The organism is Micromonospora parva, from assembly GCF_040649675.1.
GTDB lineage: Bacteria > Actinomycetota > Actinomycetes > Mycobacteriales > Micromonosporaceae > Micromonospora > Micromonospora parva.
In genome coordinates this window covers 303,454-323,492 of record NZ_JBEZFX010000006.1, presented here as the reverse complement: position 1 = coordinate 323,492, position 20,039 = coordinate 303,454, and the positions used below count along the sequence as shown (strand labels likewise).

At 68.8% G+C, this 20,039-nt stretch carries 25 protein-coding genes; 10 read left to right on the top strand and 15 right to left on the bottom strand.

The genetic code is table 11. From position 1 onward, the window contains the following. Positions 1-142: 142 nt before the first annotated feature. Genes AB0C03_RS17600 through AB0C03_RS17590 form a run of 3 tightly spaced genes read right to left on the bottom strand, consistent with a single transcriptional unit; the run spans position 143 to position 2,408 of the window. Positions 143-1,120 (bottom strand): ABC-2 membrane transporter-related protein, encoded by a 978-nt coding sequence (locus AB0C03_RS17600; protein WP_030328441.1) that lies wholly within the window; start codon positions 1,118-1,120, stop codon positions 143-145. Continuing rightward, positions 1,117-2,016, bottom strand: coding sequence for an ABC transporter ATP-binding protein (locus AB0C03_RS17595; protein ID WP_030328444.1), 900 nt, complete (start codon positions 2,014-2,016; stop codon positions 1,117-1,119). The genes AB0C03_RS17600 and AB0C03_RS17595 overlap by 4 nt, the downstream gene beginning before the upstream one ends. Beyond that, positions 2,013-2,408, bottom strand: coding sequence for a GntR family transcriptional regulator (locus AB0C03_RS17590; RefSeq protein WP_030328446.1), 396 nt, complete (start codon positions 2,406-2,408; stop codon positions 2,013-2,015). Before AB0C03_RS17590 ends, AB0C03_RS17595 begins: the two co-directional genes overlap by 4 nt. Before the next feature lie 279 nt (positions 2,409-2,687). Here AB0C03_RS17590 and AB0C03_RS17585 point away from each other — a divergent pair, with 279 nt between their 5' ends. Then, positions 2,688-4,535, top strand: a complete 1,848-nt coding sequence (locus AB0C03_RS17585) for a heavy metal translocating P-type ATPase (RefSeq protein ID WP_081883680.1) — start codon at positions 2,688-2,690, stop codon at positions 4,533-4,535. A gap of 140 nt (positions 4,536-4,675) precedes the next feature. Here AB0C03_RS17585 and AB0C03_RS17580 read toward each other — a convergent pair whose 3' ends face one another. Together AB0C03_RS17580 and AB0C03_RS17575 are read right to left on the bottom strand one after the other, a co-directional pair. Further along, the gene (locus AB0C03_RS17580; RefSeq protein ID WP_036410739.1) at positions 4,676-5,563 is read right to left on the bottom strand and encodes a DUF1963 domain-containing protein; all 888 of its coding nucleotides are present in this window, start codon (positions 5,561-5,563) and stop codon (positions 4,676-4,678) included. Between the two features lie 94 nt (positions 5,564-5,657). After that, on the bottom strand, positions 5,658-6,284 hold the full coding sequence (locus tag AB0C03_RS17575) for a TetR/AcrR family transcriptional regulator (protein ID WP_036410805.1): 627 nt from the start codon (positions 6,282-6,284) through the stop codon (positions 5,658-5,660). A 134-nt stretch (positions 6,285-6,418) separates the two neighbouring features. On the opposite strand from AB0C03_RS17575, the gene AB0C03_RS17570 reads away from it, so the two are divergent. The 6 genes from AB0C03_RS17570 to AB0C03_RS17545 all read left to right on the top strand — a co-directional run bounded on the left by AB0C03_RS17570 (position 6,419) and on the right by AB0C03_RS17545 (position 9,967). Next, positions 6,419-6,889, top strand: coding sequence for an ester cyclase (locus AB0C03_RS17570; protein WP_030328456.1), 471 nt, complete (start codon positions 6,419-6,421; stop codon positions 6,887-6,889). 39 nt (positions 6,890-6,928) lie between these two features. Next, positions 6,929-7,246 carry an NIPSNAP family protein gene (locus tag AB0C03_RS17565; protein WP_030328458.1) on the top strand — a complete coding sequence of 106 codons (318 nt, stop codon included), beginning with the start codon at positions 6,929-6,931 and terminating at the stop codon, positions 7,244-7,246. Positions 7,247-7,408: 162 nt separating this feature from the next. After that, a complete protein-coding gene (locus AB0C03_RS17560) occupies positions 7,409-7,543 on the top strand; it encodes a hypothetical protein (protein ID WP_280940595.1) in 135 nt (44 codons plus the stop codon). Positions 7,544-7,638: 95 nt separating this feature from the next. After that, positions 7,639-8,490, top strand: coding sequence for a hypothetical protein (locus AB0C03_RS17555; RefSeq protein ID WP_036410741.1), 852 nt, complete (start codon positions 7,639-7,641; stop codon positions 8,488-8,490). Positions 8,491-8,756: 266 nt separating this feature from the next. Further along, positions 8,757-9,245: a hypothetical protein gene (locus AB0C03_RS17550; protein ID WP_156057277.1), complete on the top strand. Its 489-nt coding sequence runs from the start codon at positions 8,757-8,759 to the stop codon at positions 9,243-9,245. A gap of 152 nt (positions 9,246-9,397) precedes the next feature. Further along, positions 9,398-9,967 (top strand): P-loop nucleotide/nucleoside kinase family protein, encoded by a 570-nt coding sequence (locus AB0C03_RS17545; RefSeq protein ID WP_030328462.1) that lies wholly within the window; start codon positions 9,398-9,400, stop codon positions 9,965-9,967. A gap of 36 nt (positions 9,968-10,003) precedes the next feature. Here AB0C03_RS17545 and AB0C03_RS17540 read toward each other — a convergent pair whose 3' ends face one another. Beyond that, positions 10,004-10,564, bottom strand: coding sequence for a hypothetical protein (locus tag AB0C03_RS17540; protein WP_030328464.1), 561 nt, complete (start codon positions 10,562-10,564; stop codon positions 10,004-10,006). An 83-nt stretch (positions 10,565-10,647) separates the two neighbouring features. Here AB0C03_RS17540 and AB0C03_RS17535 point away from each other — a divergent pair, with 83 nt between their 5' ends. Next, positions 10,648-11,172 (top strand): RNA 2'-phosphotransferase, encoded by a 525-nt coding sequence (locus AB0C03_RS17535; protein ID WP_209444487.1) that lies wholly within the window; start codon positions 10,648-10,650, stop codon positions 11,170-11,172. Between the two features lie 88 nt (positions 11,173-11,260). On the opposite strand, the gene AB0C03_RS17530 is transcribed toward AB0C03_RS17535, so the two are convergent. The 8 genes from AB0C03_RS17530 to AB0C03_RS17495 form a co-directional block, all read right to left on the bottom strand. Continuing rightward, positions 11,261-11,404, bottom strand: coding sequence for a hypothetical protein (locus tag AB0C03_RS17530; RefSeq protein WP_156057279.1), 144 nt, complete (start codon positions 11,402-11,404; stop codon positions 11,261-11,263). Between the two features lie 76 nt (positions 11,405-11,480). Then, positions 11,481-12,473, bottom strand: a complete 993-nt coding sequence (locus tag AB0C03_RS17525; protein WP_245233525.1) for a hypothetical protein — start codon at positions 12,471-12,473, stop codon at positions 11,481-11,483. A 108-nt stretch (positions 12,474-12,581) separates the two neighbouring features. Next, the gene (locus AB0C03_RS17520; RefSeq protein WP_167337266.1) at positions 12,582-12,845 is read right to left on the bottom strand and encodes a hypothetical protein; all 264 of its coding nucleotides are present in this window, start codon (positions 12,843-12,845) and stop codon (positions 12,582-12,584) included. Between the two features lie 187 nt (positions 12,846-13,032). Then, a complete protein-coding gene (locus AB0C03_RS17515; protein WP_030328471.1) occupies positions 13,033-13,941 on the bottom strand; it encodes an alpha/beta fold hydrolase in 909 nt (302 codons plus the stop codon). Then, positions 13,934-14,401, bottom strand: coding sequence for a hypothetical protein (locus AB0C03_RS17510; protein WP_030328474.1), 468 nt, complete (start codon positions 14,399-14,401; stop codon positions 13,934-13,936). Before AB0C03_RS17510 ends, AB0C03_RS17515 begins: the two co-directional genes overlap by 8 nt. A 442-nt stretch (positions 14,402-14,843) precedes the next feature. Then, positions 14,844-15,575, bottom strand: a complete 732-nt coding sequence (locus tag AB0C03_RS17505) for a class I SAM-dependent methyltransferase (protein ID WP_030328476.1) — start codon at positions 15,573-15,575, stop codon at positions 14,844-14,846. 393 nt (positions 15,576-15,968) lie between these two features. Beyond that, entirely contained in the window at positions 15,969-17,114 is a 1,146-nt protein-coding gene (locus AB0C03_RS17500; RefSeq protein WP_156057283.1) for a hypothetical protein, read from the bottom strand. Beyond that, a complete protein-coding gene (locus tag AB0C03_RS17495) occupies positions 17,111-17,683 on the bottom strand; it encodes an RNA polymerase sigma factor (RefSeq protein ID WP_030328480.1) in 573 nt (190 codons plus the stop codon). The genes AB0C03_RS17500 and AB0C03_RS17495 overlap by 4 nt, the downstream gene beginning before the upstream one ends. A 263-nt stretch (positions 17,684-17,946) precedes the next feature. On the opposite strand from AB0C03_RS17495, the gene AB0C03_RS17490 reads away from it, so the two are divergent. Together AB0C03_RS17490 and AB0C03_RS17485 are read left to right on the top strand one after the other, a co-directional pair. After that, positions 17,947-18,387, top strand: coding sequence for a hypothetical protein (locus tag AB0C03_RS17490; RefSeq protein ID WP_030328481.1), 441 nt, complete (start codon positions 17,947-17,949; stop codon positions 18,385-18,387). A gap of 40 nt (positions 18,388-18,427) precedes the next feature. Next, entirely contained in the window at positions 18,428-19,798 is a 1,371-nt protein-coding gene (locus AB0C03_RS17485) for a glycoside hydrolase domain-containing protein (RefSeq protein WP_245233514.1), read from the top strand. A gap of 33 nt (positions 19,799-19,831) precedes the next feature. Here the strand turns inward: AB0C03_RS17485 and AB0C03_RS17480 are convergent, their stop codons facing one another. Further along, entirely contained in the window at positions 19,832-20,017 is a 186-nt protein-coding gene (locus AB0C03_RS17480; RefSeq protein ID WP_247680437.1) for a hypothetical protein, read from the bottom strand. Between the last annotated feature and the right edge of the window lie 22 nt (positions 20,018-20,039).

Genomic DNA, 20,039 nt, shown 5'->3' with positions numbered 1-20,039 from the left:
CGCGACCGCCCCCGTTCGTAGGCGGTGCAGGGCATGTTTCATCTGTCGCTCCTTCTCAGGAATCAGCACCGAGACGTGCCTTCGGTCTTCCTACCTGAGATGACGCAAGAGATATAATCCCATCTATGTCATAGCGGTGCCGCTAGATCAGCCGGCGCCGTATTCGCCACACCACCACACCGATCAGGATCGCCGCGACGGCGACGAACACCGCCGCCTCGATGAGCTGGAACGTCCAGAACCGGTCGGCCGGGTGATAGACCCCGAATCGCTGGATGCCCCGCGCGTGCAGGAACTGGTTGAGGTTCTCGCCGGCCCGGTTGGCGGCGCCCTCCAGCTCGTGGTACTCGGTCCCGCTCAGCCTGCGCCCGCTGGCGTCCACGTAGCCGCGTTCGATCACCCAGTCGGCGAAGCCGGGCACGGCCCGGCGCCCCGCCTGGTCCGTCGTGCCGCCGACTCCGACCGGCTCCGTGGTGGTGAGCGGCGTGGCGTACGCGGGACGGGCCAGCAGCGCCACCGCCATCCGGGCGGCGAGGAACGCCCCGAACGCGACGCCGAACGCGGGCAGGCTGCGCCGCAGGATCGCCCCGGCGGCGGTGGCGACGCCGAACGCGAACAGCGCGTACGCCACCGGAACAAGTCCTTCCAGGTCGAAGGCGTCGTACTGGAACCGTCCCTCCCAGGCGTCGAACGGCTGACGGAACCAGGTGAGCACCGCGGTGAACATCCCGGTGAGCGCGACGGTGACGCCGGCGAGTGCCGCGAGCTTGGTCGCCAACCAGCGCATCCGCGGGACGGCCTGCGTCCAGGCGAGCTGCCAGGTGCCGTCCTCCAGTTCGCGCGCGAGCAGCGGCGCACCGAGGAACGCACCGATGACGACGGGGACCAGATAGAAGCCCGCCAGGAGGTTCTCGACGTACCCGTACTCCTCGTCGAGCCGGCGGAAGGACGCCGCGCAGGCCTCGTTGACACCGGCGTCTCCCGCGCACCCGGCGGGACCGCCGGGGAACAGGTCGTGGGCCTGCGTCCCGAGCACGAGCAGGACGACGGCGAACATGCCGACGAACAGACCCAGGACGCAGACCTCGGCCCGGTGCTGGCGCCAGATCAACCACGTCATGCCGGCACCCCGGACGGGACGGTGGTGCTCGGCTCGGACGGCCGACGCAGGTACGCCAGCACCAGCTCCTCCAGCGCGACCGGCTGGGCCTGCCACCCGGGCGCGGGCGGGAGCCCGCCGTCGCGTACCAGCAGGCTCGTGTGGCGGTCGCTGTGGACGGCCTCCACGACGGCGCCGGATCGGTCGAGGTCGGTGGGCGTGCGCGGGCCGACGAGCCGCCGGTGCTCGACGAGGAGGGTGTCGATGTCACCGGTGAGCGTGACCCGGCCGTTGTTGAGCACGACCAGGTGGTCGCAGACGCGCTCCAGCTCGTGCACGACGTGGGAGGAGAACAGGACGGTCACCTCGCCGTCGGCCACCGCGCCCATGAGGACCTGAAGGAACTCGTGCCGGGCCAGCGGGTCGAGGCTGGCCACCGGCTCGTCGAGGACGAGCAGGTCCGGCCGCTTCGCCAGGGCCAGCGCCAACGCGACCTGGGCCTGCTGGCCGCCGGAGAGCGTGCCGGCCCTGCGGTCGAGCGGGATGCCCAGCTTCGCCAGCCGGCGCTCCGCCAGCCCCTGGTCGAACCGCAGGTTGCAGGCCCGGCCGAAGCGGAGCATCTCGGCGACGGTGAAGCGCTTGTACAGCGGGTGGTCCTGGGCCAGGAACCCGACCCGGGACAGCGTTTGCGGGGTGCTGGCGGTGACGTCGTGGCCGAGGACCTCCACCGTGCCGGTGCTCGGTGCCAGCAACCCGACGACCAGGCGCAGCAGCGTGGTCTTGCCCGCGCCGTTCGGCCCGACCAGGGCGATCACGCCGCCCGCCGGCAGGGCCAGTGTGCAGTCACGCAGCGCCCAGCCCTTCCGGTACCGCTTGCCCACAGCGTCGGTGCGCAGCGCGAACTCGGTCGCTGTCACGCCACGTCCTCGTTTCGCGTCTGCTGGTGCACGGAGGTGAAGAGCGCGTTGACCGCCTGCTCGTCGAGGCCGGCGTCGTAGGCGCGGCGCAGCCAGGTCGCCAGGCCGCGGCGCAGCGACGTGTACGTCGATGGCGACATCGCGGCCGACTGCTGTTCGTTGACGAACGTGCCCTGGCCGGGCCGGCCGGTGACCAGGTTTTCCTGCTCCATCTGCCGGTACGCCTTGGCGACGGTGTTCGGATTGATCGCCAGGTCCTCGACCACCTCTCGGATGAGCGGGAGGCGGTCACCGGGTTGGAGGAAGCCCAGCAGCACCGCCTGGCGGACCTGCTGGACGAGTTGCAGGTACGGCGGCACGCCGGAGCGGGTGTCGAGCCGGAAGACGAACACGATGACCCCTTACTGATTTACTAGGAACATAGTAAAGCAGCACGATGGCGGTCAAGAGAGGTCACCCGCCCGCCCGAGCGCGGCACCGGATCCGGGGCCCCGCCCGCGCGGGCGTCGGCCGGCACCCGCGCGGTCGGGGCCGACGTCGGAAAATCAGGATGTTTCGACCACGCCGGCCTCGCGTTGTTGAGACCCTTGTTACTCGCCGGCGCCGGGCCCGGCCGGCCATGGTTTCGCCGGCCAGGGGTGCGCGATGGCCCCTCGACGTGGGGGTGGGACGTGGTTGGCGGGTCTGCTGCGCAACGGTGGCGTGACGTCGCGCCGTTGGTCGTGTTGACGGTGCCGGTGCTGGCGGGCGCGGGGTTGTGGTTCGCGGGCCAGCGCGGGGCCGCCGACGTGTGCTGGGCGGCGACGACCTCGGTCACCCTGCTGGTCACGCTGCGCTGGTTGGTCCAGTCGTTGCGGCGGCACCGGATCGGCGTGGACGTGATCGCGACTCTGGCTCTGGCCACCTCGCTGCTGGTCGGTGAGTACCTGGCCGGGGCGGTGGTGGCGCTGATGCTGGCCAGTGGGCACACGTTGGAGCGCTACGCCCAGGGGCGGGCCACCCGGGACCTGCACGAGCTGCTGGCGCGAGCACCCCGCCGGGCACGGCGCCGCGGTCCGAACGGCGACATCCAGGACGTCGACGTGAACGACATCCGGAAGGACGATCGGCTGCTGGTCGGCCCGGGTGAGGTCGTGCCGGTGGACGGCTTCGCCGAGGACGCGGCGACGCTGGACGAGTCCGCGGTGACCGGCGAGTCCCAGGCGGTCGAGCGCCGGGCCGGGGACCGGCTGGCCAGTGGAGTGGTCAACGCGGGCCCGGCGTTCGGGTTGCGGGTCGCCTCGGTGGCGGCCGAGAGCACCTACGCGGGAATCGTCCGGCTCGCGGAGGAGGCGAACGCGGAGAAGGCGCCAATGGTGCGGCTGGCCGACCGGTACTCTGCGGCGTTCGTGCCGTTCACCCTGATCCTGGCCGGTATCGCGTGGGCGGCCTCCGGGCAGTTCGTGCGGGCGGTGGCGGTACTGGTGGTGGCGACTCCATGCCCGTTGCTGCTGGCCACCCCGATCGCGATAGTGGCGGGGTTGTCCCGGGCGGCCCGGCGCGGTGTGCTGGTCCGCAACGGCGGCTCGTTGGAACTGCTGGGCCGGGCGCGGACGCTGCTCGTGGACAAGACCGGGACGCTGACGGCGGGGCGTCCGGAGATGGCCAGGGTGCTGACCGCGCCCGGCGGCGACGGGGACGAGTTGCTGCGGATGGCCGCCTCGGTCGAACAGCTGTCCTCCCATGTGCTGGCCGCCGCGATAGTGCGGGCCGCCAAGGACCGGAGCAGTCGGCTCGTGGCGCCCACCGAGGTGACGGAGGAGCCCGGACAGGGGGTGCGCGGCCGGGTCGACGGCCGGCTGGTCCGGGTCGGCCAACACGGCGGTGACCTACCGGACTGGGCCGCACGCGCACGGCAGCAGGCGGAGGAGGACGGCCTGTCGACGGTCTGGGTGGGCCTGGACGGCGTCCTCGCCGGGGCGGTGCTTCTCCGCGACCCGGTACGGCCCGACGCGAAGGACACCGTACGACGGCTGCGGCAGGCCGGCTTCCAACGGGTGATCATGGTGACCGGGGACCGGCCGGAGGTCGCCGAGCGGGTGGCCCGCGCGGTGGGCGTGGATGACGTGGTCGCCCGCTGCTCCCCGCACGAGAAGGTGGCCCGGGTACGGACCGAGTCCGACCGGGCGGTGACGGTGATGGTCGGCGACGGGATCAACGACGCACCAGCGCTGGCAACCGCCGCAGTGGGCGTGGCACTGGGGGCGACCGGGGCGACGGCCTCGGCGGACGTCGCGGATGCGGTGCTGTCGGTGGATCGGCTGGACCGGTTGGCGGACGCGGTGGAGATCGCCCGCCGGTCGCGGACGATCGCGGCGCAGAGTGCTGGCGTGGGCATGGGATTGGCGGTGGTGGCGATGATCGCCGCCGCGTTCGGCCTGCTGCCCCCGGTGGCCGGCGCGTTCCTGCAGGAGGGCATCGACGTGGCCGTGATCCTCAACGCGCTACGCGCTCTCGGCGGCGGCAGGACCCGCGCCTGAGCGCTGCCCAACCGGCGCGCGGCTTCTTGGGCACGTCAGCTCCTGTCGGCACCCGACGACCCTTCTGAACCAGCCCGGCGAGACGAAGCGAGGCGACGGTGCAGGACGTCAGGCACCGGCGGGCGGGCGCCGCCGGTGTTCTATGGGACCAGCTCGGCCACGGAAAGCGCCTCGTCCAGCCGACCAGCGGCCAGGTCGTCGTGACGGATCACGAAACTCCCGACGCTGCGGTAATAGAGCTCGTTGTCGACGGGAAAGCGGGCGAGCGACACCCACTCACTCGTCAGCCGGTGCGTCTCCAACTCCACCTGGGAATACCATTTCGCGACCGGGATGACGATCTCGCCGGTCTTCTCGCGCCACGCGAGGGTCTGCTCCGCAAAGCTCTGGACGACGTTCTCGTCGGCATACCCGCCGATCCAGGCGCTGACGTACTCGCTGTTCGGCGGCCAGAGGTCGTTGGCCAGCGCACAGAGTTCGTCCAGGTGCGGCAGGTCACGTTCGAGGTCACGGGCCACCTGCTGCTGAACGGGCGACAGGTCGTCCTCATCTTCGTCCTCGTCGTCCTCGTCGACCCCGAACCAACCGGGGAACTCCGCGCGCAGCGTGGCAGAGACGTCGTACTGCTCGCCGACGAACGCTTCGTCGGTGGATGCCGTCGCCACCTCGGTATCGGTACCGGCCGGCACATACACGACTCGCCCGTACCGCCGCTCCCCGGTGGCGGCGGCCTGCTCGTGGTTCAGAAAGAACAGCAGCGAGCCGTCTGCCGGCAGGCCGAAACCGTCGACTCTCGGCAGCGCCGCACAATCGACCGAGAAGATGAACGGCAACGGGCTGACCCCGTCGGACGGCCAGTCCATGCCCACCGGCAGTCGGGGCAACCCACCGAACTGCCCGACCGGAACACCGCCGACTCCCCCGCTCAGCCGGATCGACAGACGCAGGTGCTGGACGAACCGGCCGACCTCGTCGTCCGGGAGGCCCAACGCGAGCGCCGCCCGACGAAACTGCCCCTCATGATCCATAACGCACCATGGTGCCACGCAGTCAACAGCCAGAGGACGGAGCCCGGCAACCGGGTGCGCCCATCACGACCTGAGCGGACGCCGGCGGCGGCAGTCATTCCCGCAGGGACGGGGAACCATCGGCAGCTTCCATCCGCTGACCGTGGAGCGCGCGAAGCGCGTCGAGCGCGACTGCGGTGAGAACGGCGCGGCCGACACCGGCACGGCCGAGCAACTCCATTCCTCGGGTGACGGCGACGAAGTAGACCGCCAACGATTGCACGTTCGCGTCGTCCGGTAGATCCCCGTCCTCCCGCGCATGTTCCAGGCATTGGGCATAGACCTCGGCGAGCTGCTCGATACCGGCCTTCGTGGCCGTCGACAGCGGGTCATCCTCGCCTGTCGATTCGACAAGCGCCCGCGTGGTCAGCGAGACCCGCCGATCACTGCTGCTGAGCTCGATCGCCAGCCGGAGCATGTGGCCTCGAATTTGTTCCAGCGCCGAAGCGTCCTCGTGTCCGAGTGCTTCCGAGACGGCGCGCGTCGCTTCCTCGCGGTCCTCGGAGAGCGCTCGGAGGAACAATTCCCGCTTCCCGCCGAACGCGTTGTACAAGCTCTGCTTCCCCAGACCGGTGGCCCGCACCAGGTCGTCCAGCGTCGCAGCGGCGAGGCCGTGCGCCGCGAACACCTCGCCGGCGCTGCTGACGACATCACTCTCGACGAACTTACGGGGACGAGGCATGTGAGCAAGCATACGTTATTGACCATGTGGTCAAAAACCTGTTAGCTTGGTTGGAGCGCCCGTCAATACTCGACTCCTGGCGGGCGTCGGCACCTCAATTCCGGAAGCGACACCAGGGCTTAGGAAAGAGCGACGTGAGAACCAACGAAGAGGTTGTCCGCGAGGCATACCGGCTGGCGGAAGGAAGCGTCCTGGACGGGGATGGCTTTCGCGCCCTGTTCACCGAGGACGGGGCGTTCAACGACATGCCGAACTCGATGAGCTTCCGCGGGGACGAGATTCCGCAGGCATTGATGGGCTTCGCCAGCGTCTTTCCCGACGTCCACCGCGAGCTACTCGCCGTGCATGCGCTCGGTGCTGTCGTTGCCGTCGAACTCCGAATTCAGGGAACGCATCTCGGCGGGTTCCCCACCCCGGCCGGTGAAATCCCGCCGACCGGTAACCGGATCGACGTGCCGACGGCGGATCTCTGGCATCTCCGGGACGGAAAAATCGAAAGGTTCGACTGCTACAACACGGCGAACGTGCTGCTCGCACAAATCGGCGTGAAGCCCGACTTCGACTCGGCAATCAAGGCCGCCAAGGCAGCCGCCGCAGGGGCGTAGCTCCATCAACTGACCCCACACCCCGGACGGAGTCCGATCATGTATCAGATCCGGACCTACACCCTGCGCACGGCAGAAGCGCTCCAGCAGTACGCCACAGTGCACTGGCCACGGCATGTCGCCAGCATGCCCGCATTCGGTGTCACAGTGCACGGCTTCTGGACCGATCACCAGGCCGGCGCGCACCGTTTGATCGCCCTGCTCTCATTTCGGGAGGGCACCCACCCCGCCGAATTCACCACCGCTTACGTCGCGAGCCCCGAACTGGCGGCGGACATGCGGGGCTTCGACGTCAGCGACATCGTCGACGTCGAGGAACTGCTGCTCGATCCGGTCGCCGGATCTCCCCTGGCCTGAGCGAGGATTCACTGTCGCATTGGTGGGGCGGTTCCGTTCGCACCGAACCGCCTCCGGACGCGGCACCGTCGGATGTGGCGAGCCACGCCGGCGGTGCCGCCGCCATGCACGACACCGCCAGCGCAGACAGCCCAGCTGACGTTGAAGTACTAGTCTCGCGCGGTGAGCATGAACGTCTCGCGCGGTGAGCATGAACGGCAACTGGCTGCGCGGGTGGCCCACTATCTACCAGACGTCCAGGCCTTCTTCGCCGCAGCCGCCCGGGACAGTGCCGCGGTGATCTGCTGGCTTGACTGATCGGTGACTCAGCGGCCGGAGCGCCGGTAGCGCTCACGTCAGGTCGTCGACGCGCAGTCCGATCTGGACGACGAAGGGGTGTGTAGTGTGTACTCATGACACTCGCTGATCTCCGGCACCTCGCGAGCCCGCTCACCCCACGCCATGCCACCCCGGTCGACGACCCGGCCGAACGGCACCGTCTTGCCGCAGAGGTCGACACCGATACGTCCGAGTACATCGCCGGCTTCATCTCTCAGACCGGCCGGGTGCTCGGTGAAGTGGTGCAGTCGGGTGAGACCGTCCTGTACGAAAGCGACATCGCGCTGGATGAGGATGGGGACTGGACGCCCGGGGACCCGTCTCTCATGTGGAGGGTGGCAGCGGGCACCCCTCAGGAGGACGTATACGACGACGCCGCCCGCATCTTTTTGGCCCACAGCCTGCGCACCGGGGCCGCCAGTCAGTTCTGTGGATGGCGGGACCGGGTTGTGGCAATCGTGCCCGAGGAAGTCGGCCCCAAGGAGTCAAAGATCATTCGTACGTTGGCTGGCGGCGGCATCGAGGTCGTACACACGTACAACGTTCTTGATGCCTACGGCACCTACGCCCGATGGGTCACCGACCTTGCCCTGGAGTACGGAAGCGGTGACGATGCAATAGCTTCGGACACGCCCCAACCGCCCGGCATGGCACGACCGGTCGTCAGCGCATGGCTGATGCGCGAGGCGGGCGAGGCACAGCTCCAGCAAGCCCGCCACTCCCTCAAGTTCGGCTTGGCGGGGTACGCGCGGGTGCCGAGTGAGGAGTTGCCGATCGCCGAACTCGCGCGCTCCCTCTACACCGACCGCGCGAACCTGACGAAGGTCATCAAGGCGGCCGAGAAAGATGCCAGGATCACCGGCATCCTGGACGCGATCGCGTCCGGGGACCGCGACCGGATCATCACGACCCTTCGCAACGGGTAGAACGGCCGGACCTCTGCCGACCTGAGACGGCAGCCCGAGCCGGAGGCCGCCATTGGCGCACGTATGTGGAACGGCCACAGAATGCACTGCGCGGCTGCCTTCGTTCACAGTAACGGCGCCGCCGCGCCAACCAGGTCCTCGGTGAGGCGCGCGTCGCGTCCAGTTGCAGCCCTGGGGCTCGGTGCTCGTCGACCACTAACTGACCCCACCGGATCGACCATGGCTGGTAGCGTGCGCCGAACATGAAGATCACGGGGGAAACATTGATGAACCGAACTCGACTCGTCCTGACTGGCGTGGCCGTTGCGGCGGCGATCGCCACGGCCGGCTGCGATCCGCAGCCCGAATCTACGGACACCTCGACCTCCTCATCCCCGGCGGCCACGAGCGCCACCCCGACCGCCGGTGCGGCCACCACCGCGGCCAGCCCCGCAGCCGACGGTGCGGCCACAGCGAAGGCCTGCGCCGACATCAAGAAGGACATCAAGGACAACGCGACCAAGATCGCCGAGGCCGAGAAGATCGGCCCGCCGGCCGGGCACTTCGCGGTCAGTGCCCAGTGGGCCGCCGGGTCGGTCGCGATCCTGGCGCACTCGATGGGTGCCAACGAGGCAGTCACCGCCGCCTCCGAGAAGGTCCAGAACGAGATGATGGGCCTGAGCGACGCGTACAACAAGTCCGCCGACGCCAAGCCCAGCAAGAAGGCACTGGAAGCCGCTATCAAGGAGCTGGACACGGCCTGCTCGGCCGCCTGACCGGTCCGACCACGCAATCGGCGGTGACCACCACCCGGGTGGTCACCGCCGATTCGCAGGTCCGTGGGGTCCTCAGCCGATCTCAGCGCGCACTGGGGCAATAGTTCGGGCCGCCTCCGACGAGGACGACGATCATGAGACCGGGAGGGGACATGGCCAGCAGCGGGGTTGTCGTGTTGTCGGGCCCTCCCTGCTCGGGCAAGTCCACTGCGGGAAGGGGTCTGGCTGAGGTGCTGACCGCCTCAGGTCACTGCCGGATCTACCTGGAGGTCGACGCTCTGTTCGAGCTTCTGTTCCCTGAGTCCGATCGGAATCGTGACGACCGCTTGCGCGCGTACGCCGGTGCGCACCTCCTCGCGCGAATGTTCGTCGATGGTGGAGAGACCGTGGTGCTCGAATGCACCTACGCCCGCCGTGACCAGCGCGCCAGTCTGGTGGAAGCGTTGGCGGGATCCGCCGCGCCACTCTGGGTCGTCGAGTTCTTCGTGACTCCCGACGAGGCCGTGAGCCGTTTCCGGGGGCGCACCCAAGCCACGGATCTTGACGAAGCACTCGTCCGCGAGCGCGCTGAGGCGTTCCCGTACTTCGACGACGCCCTTCGAATGGAATCGTCCTCGGGGTCACCCGAGGACCACGTACAGAGCATCGTCACGTGGCTGCGACAAGACCCTCGGCCGGTGGACCAGGACCTGTGGGCTCGGACTGGAAGGGGCTGGAGCTGAGGCGCCGAACCGCTCCTTGGCGTACACGGCACCTGATCACGCGTCGTCGGTCGGGATGTCCTCAAGGTGCTCGATCTCGACGACGTGGAGGCCCCTGTCGTCGGCCGCCATCTCCGCGTGGATCTGGTCGCCCCGGTCACTCATCGAGGCCTTCGACGACCACCAGGGATCCCGTACACAGCGGCCCCGCCACAGCACTGTCGTCTCGGTGGGGCTGACGAAGTAGCCGGCCAGGCCCCGGCGGGTACCGAGGGCGATCCCCGCGCCGGCGGCGGCCAGCGGCTGGCCGGCTGCCGCCGCCGTCACACCGAGGTCGACGAAGGCCTCACCGTCGGAGCTGCCCGAGACCACAGTGATTGCCGGTCCGCCGCGGGCCACCTCGCTCACCAGCACCCAGCCCCGCTCCCACTTCCCGGCCTGGTGCCGGGCGAGGATCCGCCGGTCGACCTCGGCGAGGTTGGCCAGGCTCTGGACGGTCACCTCGTCGGCCTTCAGCACGAACGCGCCGGCCCGGGAGAACCGGATCCGCAGCCCGGCGTTGCCGTGGGCGATGCCGCTGACCGTGGGGTCGCCGTCGGCAGCCAGCCAGGTGCTCACCAAGCCCGGGTTCGGTGCCGCCGGAAAACCTCTCGATCCACGCGACGGAAATCGACCACAATGCCACAGTGGAACGCGAGCGCATGGTCACGTTGAGCAAACGGATGTCAAAGGCACTGCGGCACGATCCCGGGCGGGCCGGCCTGGTGCTCGACCCGGCCGGTTGGACTCCCGTCGACGCCCTGCTCGCCGCCCTACGGATCGAGCGGGCCGAGCTGGACGCGGTCGTCGCCGGCAACGACAAGCAGCGGTTCGCTGTCGCGCGTGGCCCCGACGGGGTGCTGCGGATCCGAGCCAACCAGGGCCACTCGGTTCCGGTGGACCTCGGGCTGCCCCCGGTCACCCCACCGGACCGGCTCTATCACGGCACCGGCGCCCGTGCGCTGGAGTCGATCCGGGCCACCGGCCTGCACCGGGGCGGCCGGCACCATGTCCATCTCTCCGCCGACACCGAGACCGCCCACCGGGTCGGGGCCCGACGGGCCGGTCGGGTCGTGATCCTCACCATCGACGCTGCGGCGATGGCCGCCGCCGGGCACGTGTTCCACCGCAGCGCCAACGGCGTCTGGCTCACCGAGGCGGTCCCGGCCGACTATCTGCTCGACTGAACCCGGCAGCGAAATAGATCGTCTCGTACGAGCCGACCATGGACGATCAGGCTTATCCCGAATCCCACTGACAGCCGCGACGAGTCAGTCAGGGGCCCTCGTGGACGCCGTCCGGGCAGAGCGTCTCGACCAGACGGTCGGTCAAGGCATCGACCTCGCTGGCCGAAGCGATCACGGGGATGGTGATCCGCCAAAGCTGCGCCTGGCCATCGTCGAGCTCGGGAGTGGTCATCGGCGGTACCTCCAAAGGTCCGCGTGAGGCCGGCGTCGGCCCAGCAAGCCCGGCGCCGGGTGCCGGCCTGCCGCTGCTAGAACCGCGCGGGTCGCCAGGACGGCCCCGCAATCTTCGGCGGTTTGGCGATCGTGGGGATGATGGCGTGCCAGGTGGCGTGCCAGCCGCTGGGAGGGAGTGCCAAGGTGGCACACACTTCGCCCGCCAATTCCCCAGGTCTGCGGCCATGCCACGGGGTGTCGACGAAGATCTGGTAGTCACCGTCGAGCTGCAAGGCGACCCGGAACAGCTCCTGATTGCCGTAGTCGTTGGCGACCCAACTGGGTCTCAGGCCGTAGGTGAGCAGCCGATCGCGGTCCATGTCCGTCAGGACATGTCGTCCGGCCGTACGCTCCGGCGTCTCCCACGAATGATCCGCAGCCACCCGCGCGACCTCAGCGTCGTACTCCGCAGCTGCGAAGGAGACACCCCGCATCATGGGCACCTCGAGCGACCAGTCCCAGTGCACCAGATCGCCGTCACGCACGATGATGACGTCCGTGGATCCACAGCCGTACACGCCGCACTCGCATCGGGCGATGGCAACGGTCCTCGGCTCGGGGGTGGCCGCGAGACGATTGGTGGGAACAAGGACGTCGTACGGGTCCATCCCGAGGCCTGCTCCGGCAGAGGTCATCTCCGTGCCGTTGACGTAGACCTGCACTTGGAAGCCGCCGCCTGCGTCGCCGGGCACCGGCGATACCTCCAGACGGAGAGAGTCGACTCCTGGTCGACGCACGACTCCTCCACCTGAGGCAAGGGTGAAGCCCGGGGGAACAGTGCCCGGACAGGGGATCCCAAGTTCCTCAAACGACTTGCCCACGAGATCACGGATATCCCAGGAAGAATCATTTACCGAAGCACCGGCGAGTTCACGCAGCGTCGGAGAGTCCAGCCCGTCGACCAACGCCTGACAAGCGGAATGGATCAGGTCCGCCAAGCCGTACCCGGTCTCGACGTTCCATTGCGCCACCGCGTCGTACAGGCGCTGCTCCGCGAACCCGCCGCCATTCTCAGTCACGCCGGTCATCATCCACGGCCCTTGAAAGAAACGCGCCATCATTTCACGTGCCGTCCTCGGGTCCGCCGCTCCTCACTCGACGGACAACCCGGGCCGTCGGTCCTGACGCCTCCGAGGTCACCGTTCAGGAAGCAGGGCCCCGGCAAAGTCGTCAGGTGATGCCGAGTAGAACGAGTGGGCGGGTGCTGTCGCGGGCGTGGTGGCGGTTGGCGGCGGCGATGTTGGTGATGCCTGCGGCGCGTAGTGCGCGATGGCGGCGTTGCGGAGGACGGCCATGACTTGGGGTCCGGTGCCGGTGCGGATCTGGGAGCGGTCTTCGTCGTCGGTGACGTCCCGCACCCAGTGGACCTGTTCTCGATGGACCTGTTGCCACGGATCCACCTGGTGAGTTTCGCCGGGTTGGCCTCATGGACGTGGAGGTCGGTGATCGCGTAGACGGTCTCGGCGATGCCCGGCTTCCATCCGCCACGCCGTCTCGACGGTGCGCCGAACCTCGGTCTCTCCCATGGCCCTCATGACCGCAGGCGGGTCCGACCTTCGCCAGGAAGCGGGCTCCTGCGGGTCACCCTCAGCTGTGAGGGCCGAGGAAGTCGGTGATGAGGGTAGCGAGCTCCTGTGGGCGTTCGGCGACCATCGCGTGGCTGGCGCCGGCGAGGTGCCACACCCGCAGAGACGGGTTGTCCACAGCGGCAAGCCGTTCGGCGGTGACGTTGCGATACGCCTCGTACAGGTCGTGGAACGGCTGTTGTTCGGGCAGGTCCTCGGTGGCGAGAACGAGCAGCAGCGGGCAGCGGACGTCGCCGTAGGCGGGCATCAGGTCGAGGGAGTCCATGGCATCCCGGAGCTGCCGGGTGAGGTCCGGGGCGGGCCGCAGCCGGCTGCGGCCGTCGTCGCCGGGCACAAGGTTGCGTTCGAAGGCCGCCGCCCAGTCGTCGGGTGCGGCGCCGTAGCGCTGGGCCATGGCTCGCTGCCCCGCAAGCATGGCGGCCACCTGTTCGGCGGTTAGTGGTTCGGCCAGCATCGCGGCCATCCCGTCGAAGACGGTCCGCAACTTGGCAAGCTCGGTCTCGACCTGCTCCGGGTCCGTCCCGGCGAGCTGGTCCGGACGGTTCAACGGCGGATTGCCGTCGAAGCTGACGGCACCGGGGCAATCCGGGTGACGCTGCGCCCAGAGGGTGGCGAGCATGCCGCCGAGGGAGACGCCGACCACCGCGGGTGAGGTGAGGCCGAGATGGTCGGTGACGGCGGCCAGGTCGGCCAGTACGTCGTCCCAGCGCCACGGGCCGTCTCCGGACCGGCCGTGACCGCGCAGGTCGACGGCGACCACCCGGTGGGTGGGGTGCAGGTGCTCGGCGAGGGTGGTCATCTGGGCGAGGTTGCCGCCGGCGCCGTGAAGGAGCAGCAGCGGTTGTCCGGGTCCGCCGACGTCGCGGATCGCGATGGGCACCGTCCCGGAGTCGATGATGGTTTCAGACACGTCGGGTTCCTTCCTTGAGCAGTCGGTCGCGTACCGAGGCGGAGCGCACGCCGCCTTCGGGGTGGCGGGCGAGCTTGTCGCGGGAGACCAGGTCGTGGACGCCCTGGCGGGTGATGCCGAGCATGGCGCCGGCCACTGTGTACGACACGGATTCGGCGGTCGGGTGGCCAACCCGTCGCGCGACGGCCTGGCCGAAAGGGCTGCGCCACCAGTCGATGGGTGGGTCGAACGGTCCGTCCCCCGGGTAGAGGGTGGAGATCGCGCGCATCACCACGCCGACGGCGGCCCGGTCGTCGCCGCTGACGATCGTGGTGGCCCAGGATCGGGCCCGCTCCCGGATGACGGCACGCAGCGGGTCGATGGCGTCGTGGCCGTCGACCAGGATTTCGAGGGGGTCGAGCAGGCGGATGTCGATCAACCGGATGAGATGCTCGGTCAGTTCCTCGTGGGTTGGCGACATGCTGCCTCCTGCTACTTGACACCCATTGTCAAGTGCTTGACGTCGAGTGTCAAGCATGATGGCGCGAACACGGTGGGCGGTTGACGGAACCGTTCAGCGCGGGCATGCCTCACTTCGGACAGATCAACAGGCGTAGGAACCTCGATGACCTTCTGAACCGGTCACGCCCGACCTGATACCACCAAGGAGGACCCGTCTACGCCAACCACCTCAAGCCGAGCACCTCACGACTTTGCCGGAGCCCTGGTCCAGGAAGCCCTGCTCAGATCTTCGCCAAGGGAATCGGTGTCGGACGACGGACTCGCAACAGGCTTCAGCCCGCGCACCCATGACGCTCTGCGTCGATGAGGCGGTAGGACGCTTCGACCGAATCGGGGGCCGTGGCGACGCGCTCGCCTGTGCGGGCGGATCGCGGCATGTGCGGACATTACCGGTGGTGCGGTCAGTGGTTTTCGGTGTAGTAGGAATGCACGGCGGGTTGTCCGGTGTAGTTGGCACCAGCGCGATCGTCGGCACCGAGGTAGCGGTACGGGAGGCGGGCGTCGCGGCGGCCGGTGCAGCTGATCCGGCGGCGACGGGAGTCGTAGGAGAACCCGGCGGCGCGGAGTTGGGCGGTGAGGCGCCGCCCCGCGGGTCGCCCGTCAGGAAGCCGAATGCTGGACAGGTCCAGGTCGGCCACGAGGCGGCCGGTGGGAGTCAGCCAGCCGGCCGCGCGGGTCAGGACGGCGAGTTTGTCTCCGACGTAGTGCAGTCCGTGCATACAGGTGATCAAATTGAACGTCCGCGTTGGTGCCCAGTTGACCACCGAGGCACAGATCAACTCCAGGTTCAGCGGTGGTGTAGGGACGGGATCGAAGGCGTCAACCAGGTCCACCCCGACGAGGACTGTCCGCTCGGTCAACCCTGCCAGCCGCAGCTCCCCGGCAGCCTGGATAAGCGCTCGACCGGTGCCGCAGCACAGATCCAACCAGCCAGCGGCTGCCAACGGCTCGGCTCCGCCGACGCGAACTGGGCCGGCGGCGAGAACGTCAAGAGGGTTGAACCCCAACTCCCGGGTGTAGCTGTTGACCCCGGAGAGCTGCCGCTCCCGGTTCATGACGCAGTTCGCCACCACCGCGGACTGCTCCAAGGCCTCGTTGCCAAGCAACTCGAAACTGGCGCGTTGGTCGACCACACCAACATCATCCCAGGATCAGTTCCTCAGGCCGAACCTCGACCAGCGGCATAAACGTGCCTGGTGACCTGAGTGTGGGTGTCGGCGTGGGTGCCGTTCGTTGAGGCAGATCGCGCAGCCGTTACCGCCCAGGCACGTCGCCGCCATGGAACGCTAGGCCCGCCCGGTCCCGTCGACGCGGCCGAAAGGTGGTGAACGCGCTCGGCGACACCCCCATCGTGCTGTGCGACGTCGATCCCGCCGATAACGCTCAGTGCGACTCTGAAGCTCGCACAAGCCTCGCTGTGGTGGTGACCTCCGAAGAGGTCACCACCACAGGGCGCGCTGGTCAGGGCGTATACAGCGGGATCGGTGCCCCGTCTGCCGGAACGCTGGTGGGTGGGAGTTGCCGGCCTACAGGTCGGCCTTCGTCACGCGGGAGGATTCGTACGTCGTGGAGGCCGTGGGGAGGCCCGGCACGGTGGAGACGTCCTTGACGAGCATGCCGGTCGTGGCGTCGATGGTCAGCACCTCGCTGCCCGCGCCGCCGAACACCTCGGGGCCGGCGGTGATCGTCAGCGTGGCCTTGCCGTGGGTGGTCGAGTTCTTGACGCTGACCGCGGAGATGGTGGACAGCAGACGCAGCACACCGGCCCGGACCTGCGTGTTGCCGTCGCCAGCGGACAACGCTTGGGTGCTGTACGTCCACAGGGCGTTGTCGAAGTGCCGCTGAACGGCCTGAGGGCTGTACGGCTTCGGCTCGGCGTTGCCGCCCTTCTGCTTGATGATCACCTGGGCGTCCGCCTGCTGCTTGTCCCACACCGCCTTCTGCGCTGCGGGGTCGAGGCCCACCAGCGGATCGTTGGCTGCCTTGAGCATCTGGGTCCGGCCGTCGGCCGGGCTGCTGTCCGCCGCGGCGATGGCCGCCTTGAGGAGCGGAGCGTAGCCCCCGTCGGTCATCTGGTCCTGGTGACGGGCGATCGCACGCTTGATGTCCTTCACGCTGTTGCCCGTGTAGATCGCGTGACCATCGGTGTACAGCGTGTAGACGACCTGCATGGTCTTGGTGCCGTCGACCTGCGTCGCCTTCACCAGCCACGCGTCGCCCGCCGCCGGGGTGACCGTCTTGATGGACCCGGCCAGGGTCATCAGCGGCGTACGCTCGGCCGACCCGTCGGCTGCGGTCGAGGCCGAGGTGGCGGCTGACGAATCCTTGCCGGCCTCCACGCCCCCGGTCGCCGGCGAGTTGAGCACCACAGCGACAACTGCCGCCGCGGCGGCGACCCCCACCCCGGCGCCGATGCCCCATCGGCCCGCGATGCCGATCCGGCGGCGGGGCTGAAGTGCCGGGCTGGATTCGTGGTCCCGCGTGGTTGTCGTCGTTTCCATGGTTGAAGTCGCCTCCATAGTCGTGTCCTCCGCTGAATTCGCGCGCAGAAGCCGCACGGTTCCGGGGTCGGCCATAGCCGCCCGCAGCACCGCCCGCGCCCGCTGATACGCCTCCGGGCGTAGTGGTTCCGCGCTGCCCAACGCACCGACCAGATCGAGCTCGTCGGTCATCGGTGTCTCTCCTTCGCGCTGTTGCGGTCCTTCAGAAGCGCGGACACCCCCGGGGCGTCGCGCAATGCCGTCCTGGCCTGGCTCAGCAACCGCCGCGCGGTGCCGGCCGGTATGCCGAGTGCCCGCGCGGCGTCGGCCGCGGTCAGGTCCTCCCAGGCGACGAGCCTCAGGACCTCCCGCTCTTCGGGTTTGAGCCGTGTCAGGGCCGACCGGAGCACCGCCCGGGCGTCCACGCCGAGGTCCACCGCCGACCACGGATCCCATCCAGTAGCCACGTCCGGCACGTCCGCGACCAGGTCCTCGGCCGGCCGGGACCGCCAGTAGCGCCGCAAGCGATTCAATGCCACCCCGTACAGCCACGGCCGCGCATCGTTGTACGACCGGTCGTACGATCGCCGCGACTCGAACGCCGCAACCCACACCTCGCCCAGGAGGTCCTCAGCCGCATCCCGCCCAACCCGGCGAACGAGGTACGAACCGACGGCGGCCTCATGACGCTCGACCACCTCCACGAAGGCGTCGACATCGCCATCCAGCGACCGGCCTATCAAATCCGCATCCGAAGCCATAGCCCTCCTCGGCAAAGTCCGCGCTTCACCCTGACATTGCCGATCAGGCGGGAAAGTGTTCAGGCCCCGAGGTCCGACGGCAAGCGGTCGCCCAGTAGCGACCTCTCAGCGGCCGCGGTGCGGTCAGCGTGGGGCCCAGGCCAGGGCCGGGATTCGAAGTGAGGAGGTAGCGGCAGCGATGCTCAGGGTGAGTAGGTATGCGGACACTCACGGTCGGCGGGAGATCGCTAGCCTCGTAGTCCACCGAGCGGGGAGGGGCCAGCATGGCGGCGCTGGTCGAACACACCGAGCTGTACGTCGATGTCGACTATCGACTGTTCGCGATGATCGACGACAGCAACGACCGGCGCAACGCTCCACCCTCACCGCACGAGCTCGATCAATGGGTCAGCTCGGCGCCAGGCTACGTGGTGGTCGAGAACATCGACGACGCCGTGGTGCTGGGTAGCGACACCCGGCTGGAGACCTGGGACGGGCCGGCCGACTTCGATCCGGCCGGCTGGGACCGCAGCCACGTACTCGAGGTGGTCTTCGAGTCGGGCATCCTCGGGTTCTCCAGCGGCACGGCCGGCGGCATCGCCGACGCCTACCGCCTTCCGCCGGGCCGCCGATGGAGCGTACGGCTGGCCTGGCGCACCGAGGCGCCACCCGCTCCGGACGAGCTGCCGACCGCGTCGGTCCTCATCCAGTTCAGCCCGGCCTGAGCCGCCGGGCCGGCACTTCGCGGTCGGGCGGTCTGTCCCCGTGAGCTCGGCGCCGGGTCGGCGGCGACCCTCTATTGCTACTCATCGATTCATGGTAGAAATCTTTCGCACGGCCAGTTCCCAGGCAAGGATTTCTTCAGATGGAGGCGACGTGAGAGTCACTGCCGGGTGGCTGGCGAGTCTTACCGTTGCCGCGGTGATCGTGGCGCCCGCCGAGCCGATTGCTGTGGCCGCGACACCCACACAAGCATCAACTGCAGTGACGCCGCTGGCCACCGGCCCGCAACCCGGCACCTTCACCGGCCGGGGATTCGACACCTGTGCCGCTCCGTCCCAGACCACGATGAACGCGTGGCGGACCAGTTCGCCCTACGGCGCGGTCGGCATCTACATCAGCGGGGCCAGTCGCTCCTGTTCCCAGCCCAACCTCACCGCAAGCTGGGTGGCCAACCAGACCAGCAACGGATGGCGGCTGATCCCCATCGAACTGGGTTACCAGGCACCATGCGGCACCCGCACGCCGAAGATGTCCGCCGATCCCACCACCGCTCGGTCACAAGGCGTCTCCGCGGCCAACAGCGCCGCGAATGCCGCCCAGGCACTGGGCATCGGCGCTGCGAGCACCCTCTACAACGACATCGAGCAATACCCGTCGAACGCGTCGTGCCGGGCCGCCGTGCTGTCGTTCCTGTCCGGTTGGACCGAGCAGTTGCACGTACGGGGCTACCTCGCCGGCATGTACTCCAGCGGTTCGTCCGGCATCAAGGACGTCTGCGAGGCATACGACAACCCGAGCCACACGCGACTCGACCAGATCTGGATCGCCTGGTGGAACGGGGTGGCTGACACCGACGCCGGAAGCTACTGCGCCGATGCCCACTACGCGGACCAGCAGCGCATACACCAGTACGCCGGGGAGGTCACCGAGACGTGGGGCGGCGTCACGATGAAGATCGACCGCAACTACCTCGACGTGAGGGTTACGCAGACCCCGCCGCCGCAGTGGACCACGACCATCGACAACAGCACCTCGGGCGGCTTCACCGCGAGCACCGAATGGGGCACGTCGGCCTACTCCGGCCAACGGTTCGGCACCGACTACCGGTTTACCAGTCCGGTGTCGTCCAGCGACGTCGCCTGGTTCCGGTCGACCATCCCGGCGACCGGAAGCTATGAGATCTCAGTCTGGTACCCCGCCGACGCGGGCTACAACAACCAGACGCCATACCTTGTGGAGACAACCACAGGCAGCAGGTCCGTCCTCGTCAATCAGCGGATCAACGGCGGTAGGTGGGTCTCGATCGGCGTGTTCACGCTGGCGGCCGGCACGGGCAACAAGGTCGGCGTGAGTCGCTGGACCAGCGGCACCGGACTCGTGGTCGCCGACGCGGTACGGATCACCCGGGTCTGAGCTAGCTCACTCGCCCCTCGGCGAGCAGCGCGGTCACGGCCCGAACTGCCGGCGCCGCAGCCGTCTCCGGGAGAAACCCCAATGCAGCACCGCCATGTCGACGTGGCTCAGCGCGGCCTCCCGGGCCTCGGCGTCACCGAACTCCAGCGCGGCCAGGTGTCCCGGAGTGTCAACAGCCGGGCCGTACGCATGCCCGAGCCGACTCCAGTCAACCGTCATCGCCACATCCGCCACAGTTCGC